At 48.5% G+C, this 17,417-nt stretch carries 18 protein-coding genes; 2 read left to right on the top strand and 16 right to left on the bottom strand.

All coding sequences use genetic code 11. The features are described from left to right. Positions 1-71 precede the first annotated feature (71 nt). The 5 genes from J6600_RS05715 to J6600_RS05695 form a co-directional block, all read right to left on the bottom strand. Positions 72-1,061, bottom strand: a complete 990-nt coding sequence (locus J6600_RS05715; RefSeq protein WP_007610590.1) for an ABC transporter ATP-binding protein — start codon at positions 1,059-1,061, stop codon at positions 72-74. Continuing rightward, a complete protein-coding gene (locus tag J6600_RS05710) occupies positions 1,058-2,044 on the bottom strand; it encodes an ABC transporter ATP-binding protein (protein WP_209388095.1) in 987 nt (328 codons plus the stop codon). Before J6600_RS05710 ends, J6600_RS05715 begins: the two co-directional genes overlap by 4 nt. 173 nt (positions 2,045-2,217) lie before the next feature. Then, positions 2,218-3,003, bottom strand: a complete 786-nt coding sequence (locus tag J6600_RS05705; protein WP_209388094.1) for a DUF2268 domain-containing putative Zn-dependent protease — start codon at positions 3,001-3,003, stop codon at positions 2,218-2,220. 82 nt (positions 3,004-3,085) lie between these two features. Continuing rightward, positions 3,086-4,324: a beta-ketoacyl-ACP synthase II gene (fabF, locus tag J6600_RS05700; protein ID WP_021494977.1), complete on the bottom strand. Its 1,239-nt coding sequence runs from the start codon at positions 4,322-4,324 to the stop codon at positions 3,086-3,088. A 22-nt stretch (positions 4,325-4,346) separates the two neighbouring features. Further along, positions 4,347-5,285, bottom strand: coding sequence for a beta-ketoacyl-ACP synthase III (locus J6600_RS05695; protein ID WP_007409122.1), 939 nt, complete (start codon positions 5,283-5,285; stop codon positions 4,347-4,349). A 166-nt stretch (positions 5,286-5,451) separates the two neighbouring features. On the opposite strand from J6600_RS05695, the gene J6600_RS05690 reads away from it, so the two are divergent. Continuing rightward, the gene (locus J6600_RS05690) at positions 5,452-5,670 is read left to right on the top strand and encodes a hypothetical protein (RefSeq protein ID WP_007409123.1); all 219 of its coding nucleotides are present in this window, start codon (positions 5,452-5,454) and stop codon (positions 5,668-5,670) included. Positions 5,671-5,698: 28 nt separating this feature from the next. On the opposite strand, the gene J6600_RS05685 is transcribed toward J6600_RS05690, so the two are convergent. The 4 genes from J6600_RS05685 to J6600_RS05670 form a co-directional block, all read right to left on the bottom strand. Further along, positions 5,699-5,890 carry a ComZ family protein gene (locus tag J6600_RS05685; RefSeq protein ID WP_003155061.1) on the bottom strand — a complete coding sequence of 64 codons (192 nt, stop codon included), beginning with the start codon at positions 5,888-5,890 and terminating at the stop codon, positions 5,699-5,701. Positions 5,891-5,902: 12 nt separating this feature from the next. Continuing rightward, entirely contained in the window at positions 5,903-6,856 is a 954-nt protein-coding gene (locus J6600_RS05680) for a BMP family ABC transporter substrate-binding protein (protein WP_072177123.1), read from the bottom strand. A gap of 90 nt (positions 6,857-6,946) precedes the next feature. Beyond that, a complete protein-coding gene (locus J6600_RS05675; protein WP_032863798.1) occupies positions 6,947-7,513 on the bottom strand; it encodes a Rossmann-fold NAD(P)-binding domain-containing protein in 567 nt (188 codons plus the stop codon). Between the two features lie 82 nt (positions 7,514-7,595). Next, positions 7,596-8,330: a lipase family protein gene (locus tag J6600_RS05670; RefSeq protein WP_209388093.1), complete on the bottom strand. Its 735-nt coding sequence runs from the start codon at positions 8,328-8,330 to the stop codon at positions 7,596-7,598. A 260-nt stretch (positions 8,331-8,590) separates the two neighbouring features. Between J6600_RS05670 and J6600_RS05665 the strand changes: the two genes are divergently transcribed. Next, on the top strand, positions 8,591-8,776 hold the full coding sequence (locus J6600_RS05665) for a YjzD family protein (protein ID WP_007409129.1): 186 nt from the start codon (positions 8,591-8,593) through the stop codon (positions 8,774-8,776). A 36-nt stretch (positions 8,777-8,812) separates the two neighbouring features. Here J6600_RS05665 and J6600_RS05660 read toward each other — a convergent pair whose 3' ends face one another. The 7 genes from J6600_RS05660 to argJ form a co-directional block, all read right to left on the bottom strand. Next, complete coding sequence (locus J6600_RS05660; protein ID WP_003155070.1) at positions 8,813-8,992, bottom strand: YjzC family protein; 180 nt, start codon at positions 8,990-8,992, stop codon at positions 8,813-8,815. A 75-nt stretch (positions 8,993-9,067) separates the two neighbouring features. Beyond that, positions 9,068-10,039 carry an ornithine carbamoyltransferase gene (gene argF / locus J6600_RS05655; protein WP_209388092.1) on the bottom strand — a complete coding sequence of 324 codons (972 nt, stop codon included), beginning with the start codon at positions 10,037-10,039 and terminating at the stop codon, positions 9,068-9,070. Further along, positions 10,027-13,122: a carbamoyl-phosphate synthase (glutamine-hydrolyzing) large subunit gene (locus tag J6600_RS05650; RefSeq protein WP_209388091.1), complete on the bottom strand. Its 3,096-nt coding sequence runs from the start codon at positions 13,120-13,122 to the stop codon at positions 10,027-10,029. Before J6600_RS05650 ends, argF begins: the two co-directional genes overlap by 13 nt. Further along, entirely contained in the window at positions 13,115-14,173 is a 1,059-nt protein-coding gene (locus J6600_RS05645; RefSeq protein ID WP_095060858.1) for a carbamoyl phosphate synthase small subunit, read from the bottom strand. The genes J6600_RS05650 and J6600_RS05645 overlap by 8 nt, the downstream gene beginning before the upstream one ends. Before the next feature lie 70 nt (positions 14,174-14,243). Beyond that, entirely contained in the window at positions 14,244-15,401 is a 1,158-nt protein-coding gene (locus J6600_RS05640) for an acetylornithine transaminase (protein WP_106067873.1), read from the bottom strand. After that, on the bottom strand, positions 15,398-16,174 hold the full coding sequence (argB, locus tag J6600_RS05635; protein ID WP_209388090.1) for an acetylglutamate kinase: 777 nt from the start codon (positions 16,172-16,174) through the stop codon (positions 15,398-15,400). The genes J6600_RS05640 and argB overlap by 4 nt, the downstream gene beginning before the upstream one ends. Positions 16,175-16,188: 14 nt before the next feature. After that, positions 16,189-17,406: a bifunctional ornithine acetyltransferase/N-acetylglutamate synthase gene (gene argJ, locus J6600_RS05630; RefSeq protein WP_209388089.1), complete on the bottom strand. Its 1,218-nt coding sequence runs from the start codon at positions 17,404-17,406 to the stop codon at positions 16,189-16,191. Positions 17,407-17,417: the final 11 nt, after the last annotated feature.

Below are 17,417 nucleotides of genomic sequence, written 5' to 3'. Positions count from 1 at the left end.
TCCCCCTTTGTGATATATATGCAGCAAACTGGTTATGTAATCCGGCATACCCCCTCTCGATGCTTGTCATTTCAGGCATATAAATGGCAGGCGACGTAATGGCCGGGAGCGGCTTCTTCAAATGCCGGGATTTGTTCCTTGCAGATCGGTTTGGCCATCGGGCACCGCGTGTGGAACACGCAGCCTTTCGGCGGGTTTGCCGGGCTTGGCAGTTCTCCTTTCAGGATGATTCGTTCCCGCTTGACGGCGTCTTTTTTTCTCGTGACGGGCACTGAAGACAAAAGCGCCTGCGTATAAGGGTGAAGCGGATTGCCGTACAGCTCGTGTTTATCGGTCAGCTCCATCATTTTTCCCAGATACATGACGCCGACTCTGTCGCTGATATGGCGGACAACACTCAAATCATGAGAAATAAACAAATAGGTCAGGTTGAATTCTTCCTGCAGTTCTTCCATCAGATTGATGACTTGGGCCTGAATGGAGACATCGAGTGCGGAAACGGGTTCATCCGCAATAATCAGCTCGGGATTCAATGTCAGAGCCCGCGCAATCCCGATCCGCTGGCGCTGTCCCCCGGAAAATTCGTGCGGATAGCGGTTTGCAAAGCTCGGATGAAGGCCGACTTTCGCCAGCAGCTCCTCCACTCGCTCGTTCCGCTCGCTCATGCTGTACATATGGTGAGTCTGGAACGGTTCTTTAATAATGGAACGCAGCGTTTTCCTCGGGTTAAGGGATGCGAAGGGATCTTGGAAGACCATCTGGATGTTTTTGCGGACGCTTTTTCTCAGCTTTTCTTCTGATAAGCCGGAGATATCCTGACCCTTAAAAAGAATCCGGCCGTCTGTCGGCTTGTATAAACGGATCATCGTCCTTCCCGCCGTTGATTTGCCGCATCCTGATTCACCGACGATGCCGAGCGTCTCCCCGCGCTTCAGTGAAAAAGAAACGCCGTCAACAGCCTTTATATCACCGACTTTCCTTTGAAAAAAACCGGAGCGGATCGGGAAATATTTTTTTACGTCTTTCAGCTCTAAAATCGTTTCTTGGCCTGCAGCTGTCATTTTGATTGGGCACCCTCTTCCTCATATAAAAAACATCTTACAGAACGGCCGCTTTCATGCGTTATCAGCTCCGGCTGCCCTGTTTTGCATTTGTCCATCGCTTTTGAACACCTCGGGGCGAATCGGCAGCCTTCCGGAAGATTATCCGGTGTCGGGACACTGCCTTTGATCGCTTTTAATGTATCAATCTCTCCATCTATCACCGGTATGGAGTTTAACAGCCCTTCGGTATACGGATGAAGAGGGTTTAAAAATAAGTCCTCCACACTCGCGCTCTCTACGACTTGTCCGCAGTACATCACGATCACCCTGTCGGCGGCTTCGGAAACCACACCTAAATCGTGAGTGATCAGCAGAATGGAAGTATCGAATTTTTTGCAGAGGTCTTTCATCAGCTCCAATACTTGGGCTTGTATCGTCACATCAAGCGCCGTCGTCGGCTCATCAGCGATCAGAAGCTTCGGATTGCAGCTGAGCGCGATGGCGATCATCACCCTCTGTCTCATCCCTCCGGAAAGACGGTGCGGATATTCTTTCATCACTTGTTCCGCTCTGGAGAATCCGACGAGTTCCAGAAGCTCAACGGCTTTTTTGGACGCTTCTTTTTTATTCATTTTTTTATGGTATTCAAGCACTTCGGTAATTTGTTCGCCGATAGTCAGCACCGGATTCAGGGAAGTCATGGGCTCCTGAAAGATCATAGAGACGTCATTTCCGCGGATTTTGCAATATTCGTTTTCGTTGAAGGAGGCCAGGTCTCTGCCTTCAAGCTTAATCGAGCCGTCCATAATTTTTCCGCCCGAGCCTTGGACAAGTCCCATAATAGAAAGCGAGGTAATGCTTTTGCCCGAGCCGGATTCTCCTACAAGAGCGACGGTTTCGCCTTTGTTAATGTGAAAATCAACCCCGTCGACTGCGGGGATCGGCTGTTTCTTTCTGAAAAAATAGGTCTTTAAATTATTCACTTCTAATAGTGTGCTCATGATACGCCCCTTTCTCATTCCGCTGAAGCAGAGGGAAACATACGTTTCGCTATCACAAAATATAGAATAGTCGAAAAATTTTATAGTTGTATATTATTACATCATTATTACAAAAGCAAGAATTTTTTAGGATAAATGTAATATCCTTAAATAATTTCCATTCTTTTAATCTATTAAAGCGTTGCCTCCAGAAAGGTTTTTGAAGGGATGGCCAATGCTTCTTTTACTGTTTTTTGATGGTCGGTTAAATATTTTTTTACTATATTGAATCCGACGGCATAGCCGAGCATTGAGGGGAAGTATCCTTTTCCGTATAACAGCTGGGAAAACATTCTGCTGTCTCTCGTTAAGCGGAGGTTCGGCTTGACTCTTTTTTCAAACAGAAAATCAAGCTGCTCAGGCGTATAGTAGGACGTCCATTCCGCCGTAAGACTTGAGCCGAACCGCTCATATACAGCATATTCTGCCAGCCCCTCCATCATGATTGTATCAAGAAATGTCTCATCTTTTTCGTCCTTTGTCACATGTTCTAACCGGCAGACGTGATTATATTCATGTGTCATAAGGGCGGATACAGCTGAATTGGAACTATCCGACGATAGAAAGAGGAACATTTTGTCCCGAAAGGCCAGACCGGATTTTGATCCGAATTGCTGACGGATTTTCCGGTTTCGTTCATCGACGGGCAAAACTACGATCGGCACGTCCGGCCCGTTCCACTTCTCCTTTAAATAGGCTTCCTCCTTTTGAATATGGCTGTAGCATCCTTTTTCTTTCAGCCGTTTACTGGTCCTAACGCCGTCCTTCAGATGACGGAACATGCCGTGGTTTTGCAGCATCCCGAGTATCGGCTTCCACTCTTTCTTATCGGCCCCTGAAAAAAGCGGCAAAAGATGCGGGGCCAGATCATTTACGGATGCCGCCTTTTCCATCCATTGATATGTCTGCTTGACGCTCATACCGGTTCGCCTCCTCTTGTTGTTATCATATGCACGCACAAAAAAACCGGCCACCTTTTTCAGGCAGCCGGTCAGAACTGTATTATTGATATTTTTTAAAGATCAAAGTGGCATTATGTCCGCCGAAGCCGAGCGAGTTGCTGAGAACGACGTTGACATCCTGCTCGCGCGCTTTGTCCGGTACATAATCTAAATCACACTCTTCATCAGGTGTTTCGATGTTAATCGTCGGCGGGATAATGCTGTCTTTAATGGCCATGACGGAGAAGATTGCTTCAATTCCTCCGGCAGCGCCTAACAAATGACCCGTCATTGATTTTGTCGAACTGACGGCAAGCTTGTACGCATGATCACCGAAAACGGTCTTAATGGCTTTTGTCTCGTATTTATCATTGTAGTACGTGCTTGTGCCGTGAGCGTTGATGTAATCAATTTCTTCAGGCTTGATGCCCGCATCTTTGATTGCTTCCTGCATCGCTCTCGCACCGCCTTCCCCGTCTTGGGCAGGCGCGGTAATGTGGTAGGCATCACCCGTTGAGCCGTAGCCGACAATTTCCCCGTAGATTTTCGCACCGCGGGCAAGCGCGTGCTCAAGCTCTTCAAGCACGACGATCCCCGCGCCTTCTCCCATGACAAAGCCGTCACGGTTTTTATCAAACGGGCGGCTTGCCGTTTTCGGATCAGGATTTGTAGAAAGGGCTTTGTTTGCACTGAAGCCCGCAAATGACATTCTTGTCAGCGGCGCTTCCGTTCCGCCCGTAATCATCGCATCGGCATCGCCGCGCTGAATGACTTTAAACGCGTCACCGATAGAGTTCGTTCCCGTCGCACATGCCGTCACCGTACAGGAGTTGACTCCTTTTGCTCCGAGAGCGATTGAGATTTGGCCTGTCGCCATATCCGGAATCATCATCGGAACAAAGAACGGGCTGACCCTTCTCGGCCCTTTAGTCAGGAAGATTTCGAATTGGGATTCAAGCGTTTCAAGGCCGCCGATTCCGGACCCGACCCAAACGCCGACTCTCGGCGCGATCTCGTCTGTGATGTTCAGACCGGCATCTTGAACGGCCATTTTCGCGGCTACGACAGCGTATTGCGTGAAGCGGTCCATTTTTCGCGCTTCTTTTTTATCCATGTAATTTTCAATATTGAAATCTTTCAGTTCAGCAGCTACTTTCGCCGGATACTCGTCCGATTCCACACGTGTGATCGGTCCGATTCCGGATACGCCGCCGATTGCATTTTTCCAGCTTGTTTCGGCGTCGTTTCCAAGCGGAGACAGGGCTCCAAGCCCTGTAACGACTACTCTTTTTTTACTCATCTTGTGTGCACCTCACCTTTTTTTATCGTCCCCAGCGTATTGCTATGGCGCCCCATGTCAATCCTCCGCCGAAACCGACCATGACGATGACGTCGCCGTCTTTAATTTTGCCTGCTTCCAGTTCCTCTACTAATGAAATCGGAATGGATGCTGCGGATGTGTTTCCATATTTATGGACTGTTTTAGACATCTTTTCAACCGGAAGCTCCAAACGTTCCCGTGCCGCTTCCATGATACGGATGTTTGCCTGATGCGGAATCAAAAAGTCTACGTCCTCTTTGGAGAGGCCGGCTTTTTCAATGACATTTACACTCGATTCACCCATTTGCCGGACGGCGAATTTGAATACTTCTCTTCCATGCATGATTGTATGCCCTTTTTCATCTAAGTACAAGTGCTGACCGCCTGTACCGTCTGCTCCGAGCTCAAATGACAGTATGCCTCTGTCGTCGCTGACCGGTCCGATGACCGCCGCTCCGGCTCCGTCTCCGAACAGCACAGCTGTATTGCGGTCGTCCCAGTCGGTAATGCTTGAGAGCTTTTCCACGCCGACCACGAGGACATGTTTGTATGTTTGCGATTCAATGAATTGTTTGGCGGTTACGATACCGTACATAAAACCCGCACATGCGGCGCTGATATCCATCGCGCACGCTTTTTTGGCCCCGAGCTTCTCTTGTATCATACAGGAAACGGTAGGGAAAGACTGGTCAGGAGTAACCGTCGCCACGAGGATCATATCAAGCTCCTCAGCGGAAATGCCGGCCTGATCAAGCGCTTTTTGCGCTGCCTCAGCGGCCATGCCGGATGAATACATATCTTCCGCGGCGATTCTTCTTTCTTCTATACCTGTTCTCGTACGAATCCACTCGTCCGATGTATCTACCATTTGTTCAAGATCATGATTTGTCAGCACTTTTTCCGGGATGTAACGGCCGACGCCAAGAATTCCAGCTTTCATTGGAAAGACTCCTTTTTTATAATGAATTTAAAACTAATTAGTTATGATCAATTATTAGTATCAGGTACTAATTCTACCCTATTTTTTTTCTGTTGGCAATATATTCGTCTAAACTATCGGACGCTTCTCCTCATAGAATAAAAGGAAGACGAAAGGAGGCTTCACTATGGATATTTTCTCCAAAATGATGTTCGGCGATTCCAGAGACCGGGATAAAGAACCGGAAGAAAACCCGGAGCAGCCTCAGGCTGAAAACGAAGAAGAGATCGATTACAACCACGTGATGAATCAGCTGGGGTCCATCATGAACTCTCTGGATCAATTAAAGCCCGTATTTAAAGACTTCGCGCCGATGGTGTCCGCTATAAAGAAAAAAATCATGTGAAAAGCCACTTCATGAAAAGTGGCTCTCTTTATTTATTCAGCTCCCCGGCATCAGATCTGCCAAGCTCATACGCTTCCGCCATGACCGATGTAAACAGGTCCATAAACGGCTGAATCATTTCCATAGACAGATCTATGCCGGATTTCTCAAGCTCCGCCTTTGCTTCCGGCAGGTATTTCATTGCGATCTGCATAAATTCAAGAGACTTTTCATGCTGCATGTGTATCCACCTCTATTCATTTGACGGCAGTTCATTTGTTCGGTTATACGTTTTGACAAGGTCTGAGATTTTGTCTTGAAATGCTTTGTCCACCAGAGGGCTGAACGTCCCCATTTCAACGACTCCTTCCCTGAAATCAAAGTTGTGATCTCCGCTCTTGAGCGTACCTTTATTATATTGCTCGGCAATTAATGTATAGGCTTTATCTACGTTTTGCACCGTGCTTGTCAGCACCGTGTTTTTGCCGAGATTCGATTGCTCGGCGACATAGCCGATGGCGTAAAGCCCGTCTTTTTTGATTTGCTGAATGACAGGAACATTATACCCGTCTCCGGCCGGATATACAACATCCGTGCCTTCCGCTTTTAACTTCTCGTAAAGATGCAGCGCTTCATTGCCGTTATCCCAGTGGTCCGTAAATTCAGTATTGACGGTGATATCAGGCTTTTCATATTTCGCCCCTTTGATAAAGCCGTCTACTTCAGGCTGCCACAGAAAGGAGGCGATGACACCTACCTCATTGGTTTTTGACATATGGGCGGCCGTCATTCCCCCGAAAAAGCCCATTGCTTCTCCCATCAGGTGAACGCTTGTGACATTATCGCTTTTCGCCGTTCCGTTTGCGACGACGAATTCCATGTCGGGATAATCCTTACTGATCATATTGAAAATTTCCTCGTATTCATTTCCGTGCCCGTATAAAAGATTGACTCCTTTTTTATGAAAATCATCTATCGCTTTTAAAATATCTTCATCGGATCTGATATTTTCTTTATAATAAACGTCAACGTTAAATTCAGATTGTATCGCTAATAAACCTTTGTAACCTTTTGTCCCCCATACCAAGTCACTGATGGTATCGGGAAAAAGCATTCCGACCTTCTCAATTTTTCCTTTAAACGGAGTTTGTGCGCATCCGCTCAATAAAAGGAGGACAGAAAAGGTCATGACAAGCCTGGTGATCAAGCCATGTTCAACCCCTTTTCAAACTCATAACATGTATAAATTGATATACGTTTATTGTAGCGGTAATGCACATAACATGGAAGGTATTTCTTAAAAAATGTCGAATATTGATGAAAATTGTCTTTTCCACTCTTTAATTTTTTCTTCCGCTTCCGTTTTTTGTGTTTTTTCTTTTATTTCCAGGGTAATAATCTGGTTTTCGTCTTCTGTACCGTCAGCCTCAAGCTGATTCATCAGCCCGCAGACTGCGTCTTCTAAATAGATCCTGCTTTCGCCATCTTCTTTTGCTTCTGTCCAAGGACCGTAAAGGGGAGGAAGAATAATCGCTTTTGCCGTATCCCGCTGACCGTTTTTTTCCCAGTCTCCGTGATCCTCACTGTAAACAATCCAATATAAAGGCTCAGCCCTTTCTTCAGGCAGACACCCGCTCCCGTATTGAACGCAGATACGATCGTATTCCTTTTCACCGATTTCATCTATTATTTGAAAAAGCCCGTTTCTCGCGAGCCACATTAAACGTTCTTCTAAATACAGCTGCCTCGTTTTGTCCTCCGGTTCTGCCAAAATGACATCAACATGCACACCCTCATCCATCAACCGTTCGCACAATGAAAGGCCGAGAAATTCATCTGCTCCAATGATCAACGCTGTCTTCATCACATCTGCCGCCTTTCCGGTTTTTCATTCACACACAAGCCAAACAGCCCTCTGAAAAGAGATGGCTGTTGTATTCTATTCATTACAGGTCTTTTTCATGACTGCGGAAAAACCGGCAGATGGCTCTGTACATACGCGCAGGGTTCTCAAGCAGGTGATACGTGATATCAGTCTTGCTTCCGGTCTTTTCCCGGGCTTCTTTATACGCGTTCGCATGCAGGGTGTACGGGTACGGCGCTCCGGTCGTTCTTTGCCATATATGTACCGGCGCGCGGGTGCGGCAGCCGGTAATGGTCTGATAGCTCAGTGAGCTTGCCTCTTTTTCAGAAACACCGAAGCTTTGTGCCGTTTCCCTCAGAAACTGCTTATAAAAAAACTTATTTTCTTTCTCTGATTCAAAATGGGCTTGAAGATCAAGACAAGGATCTAACATTGCGGCTGAACGGATATGCTCCGGTGAAGACTGCAGCAATTGATCGGCGATGAGGGCGCCCATGCCTTCTGCGAGCAAGTGTATTTTCGGATTGAGGGTTTCTTGTTTCAGCACATAATGAATCAGCTGTCTGGCGTAAAGGGCGGCTTTTTCCGAACCCCAATGCCGTCCGTATAAATTGCTGTTGAAAATGGTGTACCCTCTGTCAAGCATCGTATTTAACAGCTGGTTTCTCCCTTCATGTTCGAGCCAAAAGCTTGAGTCCCGGCTGACAAAGTGGGTTCTGTCCCCCAGAATAAAGATACAGAAGCCGTTCGGCCGATACGGCAGATGGATGACGTTCAGCTCAGATCCGAAATTGAAGAATCTTTCCGTTATCCCCATGCCTGCCCGCCTCCTTTTACTCCTAATCTCTCTATTGGCTATCATATGTAAGAAGAATGAAAACGGATCGGATAAACTCCTATTTGCTGCTATGTTTTGGCTATTATCCCGAGCACGGGAACCGAATTTTCCTTCAGACGGCCTGACAGGCGGGCAAATGTCAGTTTCAGGCGCGCTTTTTGATGAGAAAATGACCTTCCGCCCGCGCTTTATGTATGGTATGATACAACGTAGAATAAAATGAAGGACGAGGTGGAAACGTGCGGTTTATTATCGGTTTTATTTGGACGTTCCTTTTAACACATATGGCCTGTTATTTGGTCGCCTCCATGAACAGCGCGGCGTACAATTTCAAGCAATCATCCGTTATTGCCGTAGTTATTGCGGTGCTTGTCTTTGTTCTTGCGGAGATCATGCCTGTCAAACAGGATGCAAGCCAGCATTAAATAAAAAAACCTGCTATTCAGCAGGTTTTTTTGTGTTCACGGTTTTCGTTGATACGTCCACAATCTGTTGTGGTTTGAAGTTTCAGGGAACATTTCTCCCACTGTGAGCTTGATTTTTTGCGGATTTTTGACCATGCTTCCCGTTTCGCCGATTTCAACGTACACACCGTTATTCGGCGCTTTTTGTCCCGGGCGGAATTGATGCTGCTGTCCCACGTCATTTCCTCCTTTTTCTTTTTTATGTAGTATGCGCTTGTATGCGGAGAAATATCAAAAACCGCTGAATGAGGTTCAGCGGTTTTTTTGTTCATCCTGTTTGTAAAGAAGAGCTTTCAGGAGCGCTTTTTGCGCGTGAAGCCGGTTTTCCGCCTGCTGGAATACCGCAGAGTTCGGGCCGTCGATAATCTCGGACGTGACCTCCTCCTCCCGATGCGCGGGCAGGCAATGCAAAAATGTATAGTCGGGTTTGGCGAGACTGACGAGTGAGGCGTTGACTTGATACGGGGCAAACACGTTCAGCCGCTGCTGCGTCTCTTCCTCCTGCCCCATGCTCGTGAAGACGTCGGAGTAAATCACGTCTGCATCCCGCACCGCTTCCTGCGGATTTTCGGTAAGTGTGATTTTCGCTCCGGAAACAGCCGCCGCTTCTTTTGCGGCATTCACAGCCTCTTCTTCGGCTTCATAGCCTTTCGGCGAAGCAACCGCAATGTCACAGCCCATTTTTGCGCAGCCGATCATTAGTGAATGCGCTACATTATTTCCGTCACCGATATAGGCGGCTTTTACTCCTTTTAATTTTCCTTTTATTTCTTGTATCGTTAACAGATCCGCGAGTGCCTGACACGGGTGATACCGGTCGGTCAGCCCGTTTATGACAGGAATATCTGCATGCTCAGCAAGCTCTTCGACTTTTTCATGTTCAAAGGTGCGGATCATTATGGCATCAACGAATCCGGACAGCACCTTCGCCGTATCCGCGACCGTCTCCCCCCGCCCAAGCTGCAGGTCGCTGCTTGAAAGAAATAGTCCCGTTCCCCCGAGCTGGGCCATTCCCGCTTCAAAAGACACACGTGTGCGGGTTGAAGATTTTTCAAAAATCATCGCCAATGTTTTCCCTTGGAAAATCGGCTGTATCGAATGTTGTTTTAATAATGAAGCTTCTGTCAAAAGCGCATTGATGTCTGACGGGCTGACATCTTTTAAGGAAAGAAAATCTTTGCCGTACAAATGGGTTAATGTGTTTTCCGCTTTTATTGTGTGCATGATGCCACTTCCTTTTGATAAAGATCTTTGAGCGATACAGGCTGAGGTTTGCCGGAGCCGCTTGCTAAAAATGCCTTTACGGTTTCCGGTTCAGTAAAGACCGTCACACCGTGCGTCATGGCTTCAATCCGTTGTTTACGCGCTTCTTCAGAGTGATTGAAATTGATGTGGACCGCTTTATCCTTTCGCTCTGCCCATGCCGGGAACGCATCTTTGCATACGGTAAATCCCGCCTCTTGAGCGTGACGTTCCAATTCCGCATCACAGCCTTCCAGATAGATGCTGCCTTTTTTCTCCCAGACGTGCGCGTAGATTTTTTTCAGGGCGCTTTCTGCGTCAAACGCGACACACATGCCTTCTCCGGTCGACTTCATTTCCGGCCCGGGCTTTACGTCCACATCCTGAATGGCGTGCGAAGAAAAAACCGGGAATTTCACTGCCGTTCCGTGCTGATTTTGAACCTCGGGCTTGATGTCTTTAAGGGAAGCGCCGGCCAGCAATCTGGCGGCAAGCGGGATCATCGGCACCCCCATCACCTTAGACACGACAGGAACTGTGCGGCTTGCCCGCGGGTTCACTTCAAGAACGAGAATATCCCCTTTGTCATCAATGACAAACTGAATGTTCATGATGCCTTTAAAAGCCAGTTTTACCGCGATTTTTTCGGCGGCCTCTTTTATATTCCGCTGCATATCAGGTGTGACAGACGGACCCGGAAGAATCGCAAAACTGTCGCCCGAATGGACGCCGGCGCGCTCAATGTGCTCTGTGTAAGTCGGCACGAATACTTCATGTCCGTCGGAAATCAGATCGATCTCCAATTCTTTTCCTGTAATGTACTGATCGATCAAAATCGGATACGGCATGCCCGCTTCATTTTCCAGCAGTTCTGACATTTGCGCTTCTGAATCAACGATGATCATGCCCATCCCACCGATGACATAAGACGGACGGATCAGCACGGGGTAGCCGATTCGGCTTGCTTTTTCCGTTGCTTCTTCTTTTGAATAAGCGGTTTCGCCTTTGGCATGTTTCAGGTCAAGATCATCAAGCAGCTGATAAAACAGATCCCGATCCTCCAGCGCATCAAGGGTTTCAAAGGATGTTCCGAGCAGCGGAATGCCCGCTTTTTCCAGCGGTTCAGCGGCATTGATCGCGGTCTGCCCCCCAAATTGGACGATGGCAAAATCAATGTTTTCATGTTCCGCCACGTTCAAAATATGTTCTGTCGTCAGCGGTTCAAAATAAAGCCGGTCGGCGATTTCATAATCCGTGCTTACTGTTTCCGGATTGTTATTGATCATAATCGTTTCATACCCCAGCTTTTGCAGGGTCAGAACGCCGTGGACGGCGCTGTAATCAAATTCCACTCCCTGACCGATGCGGATCGGGCCTGAGCCGATGATGAGGGCGCGTTTTTTCTCTTTTCGGCTGATATCTCCGTCACTTTCCCCTAGATAGGTGGAGTAGAAATAATTCGTCTTGGCATCAAATTCAGCGGCGCATGTATCTACGATTTTAAACGACGGGACGATGCCTGATTTCTTTCTGAGAGCACGGATGTCTTCTTCCGTTTTTCCCGTGAGAGATGCGATCATGACATCCGTGAAGCCCTTTACCTTCGCCTGCTTTAAAAGCGGGACAGACAGATGATCCCCTTCTTCCATCAGCTTGTTTTCCAATGTGATGATATTTCGGAATACATGGAGAAAAAACGGGTCAATTTTCGTTTTGGCATGGATGTCTTCTATCGTTTCACCGCGGCTTAACAGTTCCATGACGACGAAAAATCTCCGGTCATCCGGCGTTACCGCTAATTCCCACAGCTGATTGATCGTACAGCCGCCGAGTTCAGGCAGGCGGGTGCCGATCGTTTTCAGCTCAAGGGAGGCCGCCGCTTTTTGAATGGCCGCTTCCATATTTCTTTCGATCGCCATGACCTCTCCCGTCGCTTTCATCTTCGTTCCGAGCGTGCGGTCGGCATGTTTAAATTTATCAAACGGCCAGCGCGGGAATTTGACGATGACATAATCAAGCGCCGGTTCAAAGCTTGCATAAGTAGAGCCCGTCAGCGGATTTTTCAGTTCGTCGAGCGTATAGCCGACGGCAAGTTTCGCCGCCATTTTGGCAATCGGGTAGCCGGTCGCTTTTGACGCGAGGGCCGATGAACGGCTGACACGCGGGTTCACTTCAATGACATAGTACTGTTTGCTGAACGGATCCAGCGCAAATTGAATGTTGCAGCCGCCGACCACATCCAGCGCCGAAATAATCGCCAGGCTTGCTGAACGCAGCATCTGATATTCTTCATCCGTTAACGTCTGGGACGGTGCGACGACGATGGAGTCTCCTGTATGCACGCCGACGGGATCGATGTTTTCCATATTGCAGACGGTGATGCATGTATGATTGCTGTCGCGCATGACCTCATATTCGATTTCTTTAAATCCGGCGATGCTTTTTTCGACGAGGCATTGGCTGATCGGGCTTGCTAACAGCGCCTGTTTAATAAGCGTCTGAAACGCTTCTTTCGTTTTTGCGATTCCGCCTCCCTTTCCGCCTAACGTGTACGCCGGTCTCAGAATGACCGGAAATCCGATAGACTCAGCGAAACGGAGGGCGTCTTCTTCATTGTCGACGATTTCGCTTTCCGGAACGGGCTGATCGAGCTCTTTCATCAGGGCGCGGAACTGCTCCCGGTCTTCGCCTTTTTGAATGGTTTCCACCGATGTTCCCAAAAGCTTGACGTGATGCTTCTTCAGCACGCCTGCTTCTTCAAGCTTAACGGCTAAATTCAATGCCGTCTGGCCGCCCAAATTGGCAAGCAGACCGTCCGGTTTTTCTTTTTCAATAATGGCCTCGATGCTGTCGGTTGTGAGCGGTTCAAAATATATTTCATCGGCAAACGCCTCATCCGTCATAATCGTTGCCGGGTTATTGTTGACTAGAATAACGCGGTATCCTTCTTCTTTCAGAGCCATGCAGCCCTGCGTTCCTGAATAATCAAATTCAGCCGCCTGGCCGATGATGATGGGGCCGGAGCCGATGACTAATATGCTGGAAATGGTTGTATCTTTAGGCATGAGCGATTTCTCTCCTTGCTGGTATCACTTTCTCTAGAAATTCATCAAATATCCACTCGCTCTCAGCCGGGCCGGGATGAGCTTCAGGGTGGAACTGGACGCTTAATACGGGAAGGCGCTTATGAATGAGCCCTTCCACCGATGTGTCATTGACATGGTGAAATCTGATAGACAGCTCGTTTTCGTCAATTGATGCTTCATCGACGACATAGCTGTGGTTCTGGCTTGTCATAAACACCCGTTTCGTTTTCCGGTCAATGACGGGATGGTTGGCACCCCTGTGGCCGAACGGCAGCTTATACGTATTTCCTCCGAAAGCGAGGGCAATCAGCTGATGCCCGAGGCAAATGCCGAGTACGGGGAAATCACTGAGTAATGATGTAATCCGGTTCATGTACGGCGCAATCGCTTTCGGGTCGCCCGGGCCGTTTGAGAGCACGATTCCGTCAGGCTGAATGTCATAAACGGCGTTCATCTGCTGATACGGAATGACCGTTACTTTACAGCCGCGCTTTACAAGTGACGAGGCGATTGATTTTTTATAACCGAAATCAATGAGCGCGATATGCCGGTCTCCGTTCCCCATTGACGTGATGTCTTCAGACTGCGCCAGCTCCGCCGGGTTTTCTGTTCCGGATGCTGCGGGAATTTCTCCTGTTGTTGACACGGCAGCGTTCATCGTGCCGCCGGAGCGGATGGTTTTGACGACGGCCCGTGTGTCCACTTCGGTTAAGAGCGGGATGTTCCATTTATTTAAATACTCTCTCAAGCTTGAAACTGCTTCATGGTGAGAAAAATGTTCACACGCTTCATAGACGGCAACAGCCTTGACTTGAGGAATCTTACTTTCAAGGTCTTTTTCATTAATTCCGTAGTTTCCGATCAGCGGATACGTAAAGACGACGATCTGGCCCTTATATGACGGGTCTGTAAGCACTTCCTGATAGCCCGTCATTCCGGTGAAAAAAACCGCTTCGCCAACACAGCGGGCCTCTTTTTCAAGTTCACCGCCGAATGATGTTCCGTCTTCCAATACTAAATAGCCTTTCATCTAAAGCCCACCTCTTGATGAATAATTAATTAAAAATATGAGTTTTTATACTCTTATATCGAAAAAAAAATTACCGTTTCACTGCCGAATGCGCTTCGATCGCTGCTTTCAGCATACTGACGGCCGACAGCATTTCTTCTTCAGAAACTGTAAGCGGCGGCAGCAGCCTAATGACATTCGGTCCGGCCGGAAGCACGAGAAGTCCGCGTTCCTGCAAATCTCCGATAATGCCGGACACGGGACCTGCGCATTCAATGCCGATTAATAACCCTTTTCCGCGGATTTCTTTTACAAAAGGCCCTGTCAGTTCACGGTTCAGCTGCGCTTTTAAAAATGATCCTTTGTCTGCCGCCTCCTGGAGAAAGTCCGGCTGAAACACAATGTCCAAGGTTGCTTTCACAGCTGCCATGGCGAGCTTATTGCCGCCGAAAGTCGTACCATGCGTACCCGGCGTAAAGACGTCTCCAAGCTTCTTTTTGCCGATCACGGCTCCGACGGGAAAACCGTTTCCAAGCCCTTTCGCAGCAGTGATGATGTCCGGAGAGATGCCGAAATGCTCATAGCCGAATGCCTTGCCCGTCCGGCCGATTCCGGTTTGAATCTCGTCTGCGATAAGCAGCGCCTGTTTGTCTTTGCAAAATGTCTGTAAGGCTTCGATGAATTCCGGATCGGCGGGATTGACTCCCCCTTCTCCCTGCACCGTCTCAAGCATGACTGCGGCGATATCATCCTCTTTTGAAAGCGTGCTGAATGACGACGGATCATTGAACGGAAGATAGTGAAAGCCTTGAAGCATCGGTCCGAAACCGGTCTTGATTTTGTCTTGTCCGGTGGCGGCCATCCCCGCATAGGTCCGTCCGTGAAAGGATTGATGAAATGTTACGATTTTTGTCTTTCCCGTTGCTTTACGGGCAAGCTTAATGGCGCCTTCATTCGCTTCGGCCCCGCTGTTGCAGAAGAAAACGAGATCCCCCGCGCTATGTTCGGCAAGCTTTGCCGCGGCTTTTTCCTGAAGATCATTTTCAAACAGATTGGAAACGTGCCATACGCTGTCAAGCTGTTCTTTCACCGCTTCTGTCACCGCATCATGACAATGGCCGAGATTGGAAACGGCGATGCCCTGAATAAAATCGAGATACGTTTTTCCGTTTTCATCCTCTGCGATTGTCCCTTTCGCTTTTTTGATATCGATGGGCCAGCGGCTGTAGGTTTGAAATAGACTGCTCATGACACGCTCTCCTTTTCTTTGACGATTTTTGTTCCTTGGAAGGCTTGATCGGTGAAAAACGCTCCTTTTCCGTTTACGATCACCACTTCCTCGACATCTTCACTCAGTGCCGATAATGCCGAGTTTACCTTCGGAATCATCCCTCCTGAAATCACGCCGTCATCTATGAGGGCCTGAATCTCTTGCGGCGTCAAAGTATCCAGCCTGTTCTCTCCGTCCATAATTCCTTCAACATCCGTGACAAATAAAAGTTTATCGGCGTGTAAGGCTGAAGCGACGGCCGATGCCGCGGCGTCTGCGTTGACGTTCAGCGTTTCGAAATTACTTGTCATGGAAAGCGGAGCGATAACGGGAATGATGCCTTCTTTCATTAACGCTTGGATGATTGACGGATCGGTTTTTTGTATTTCGCCGACTTCTCCGTATTTGTCTTGATTAAGGTAAGATGCTTGAAGGAGACCGCCGTCCTTTCCTGATATTCCCGCGGCTTTCAGCCCGTTTTTCGCGAGTTCGGTTACGAAAAATTTATTGATCGTCCCTGACAAGACCATTTCCGCTGTTTCCAGCACCGGTTTGGTCGTTTTCCGCTGTCCATCGACAAATTCCGTTTCAATCTGCAATGTTTTCAGCATTCTTGAAATGTCCGGGCCGCCTCCATGCACGACGGCAATGTTCCAGCCCGATTGCATAAGCTCTTTTACATTTTGAAAAAAATCGGCTGATAACTCGCGGATTATGCTTCCGCCACACTTAAAAACGATGGTTTTCTTCATGCCGCTCCCCTTTGTTATGTGCGATAGCTCGCATTAATTTTGATATAATCATAGGTTAAGTCACAGCCCCATGCCCGGCCGCTGCCGGAGCCTTCCTGCAGGCGGACTGCAATCGTAATCTCATCACCTGATAAGTACTCCTTGGCATCAGTTTCCGAAAACGGCTGAGGTTCGTTGTTTTTAAACAGACACTGGCCGCCGAGGGAAACTTCCACTTGTTCGGCCGTTACGCTTGCCGCACTGTGCCCGATTGCGCCGATGATGCGCCCCCAATTGGCGTCTGTGCCGTAAACGGCGGTCTTCACAAGGCTTGAACCGACGATTTTTTTGGCGATAATATTCGCCTCAAGGTTATTTTTCGCGCCTTCGACTCTGGCTTCAATTAATTTCGTCGCTCCTTCACCGTCTCTGGCAATATCTTTGGCAAGGTCTTCGCATACAAGCTTTAATCCCTTTTTAAAAGCCGGCCAGTCAGGGTGCTGCTCCGTCAGGCAATCATTCCCCGCGCAGCCGTTCGCCATCACAAGCACCATGTCATTCGTCGATGTTTCTCCGTCAACGGTGATTTGGTTAAATGAAACATCCGTAATCTCTCTGAGCACGTTTTTGAGCGCCTGTTCTTCCACGGCCGCGTCCGTTGTGACAAAGCCGAGCATTGTCGCCATGTTGGGGTGGATCATGCCGGAGCCTTTCGCCGCTCCGCCGATCGTGATGATGTCTCCGCCGATCACCAGTTCATAACACGTCTGTTTCGTCACTGTATCCGTCGTCAAAATGGCTTCTTCAAATGCTCCGGACACGGACGGCGCTTGACCGAGCTGTTCAATGCCCGCTTGAATTTTTTTCATATCTAAAAGCTCGCCGATCACCCCGGTTGACGAAACCGCAACAAGCTCCGGCTCAATGCCGAGCTGGCTCGCGAAGCCGTCCCGCATTTCATAGGCGTCCTTTAATCCTTGGTCTCCCGTACAGGCGTTGGCAATCGCGCTGTTGACGATAACCGCCTGAAGCACACCCTCTTTTTTCAAGCTGGCTTGCGTCACTTTCAGCGGCGCTGCCTGAAAATGGCTCTGCGTATATACCGCTGCACTGACTGCAGGCGCTTCGCTGATAATCGCTCCGAGATCTTTTTTTGAATAGCGCAGACCGCAGTGCACGCCCTTTGCCTCAAACCCTTTCGGCGAGGATACGCCGCCTTTTATTTTCGTGATTTCCTCACTCAGCTGAATCATATTTTTGAATC

Source organism: Bacillus sp. LJBV19 (assembly GCF_017797845.1).
In the GTDB taxonomy this organism is placed as follows: domain Bacteria; phylum Bacillota; class Bacilli; order Bacillales; family Bacillaceae; genus Bacillus; species Bacillus velezensis.
Note: the sequence above shows the minus strand (reverse complement) of the source record. Positions and strands in the feature narration are given on the sequence as shown.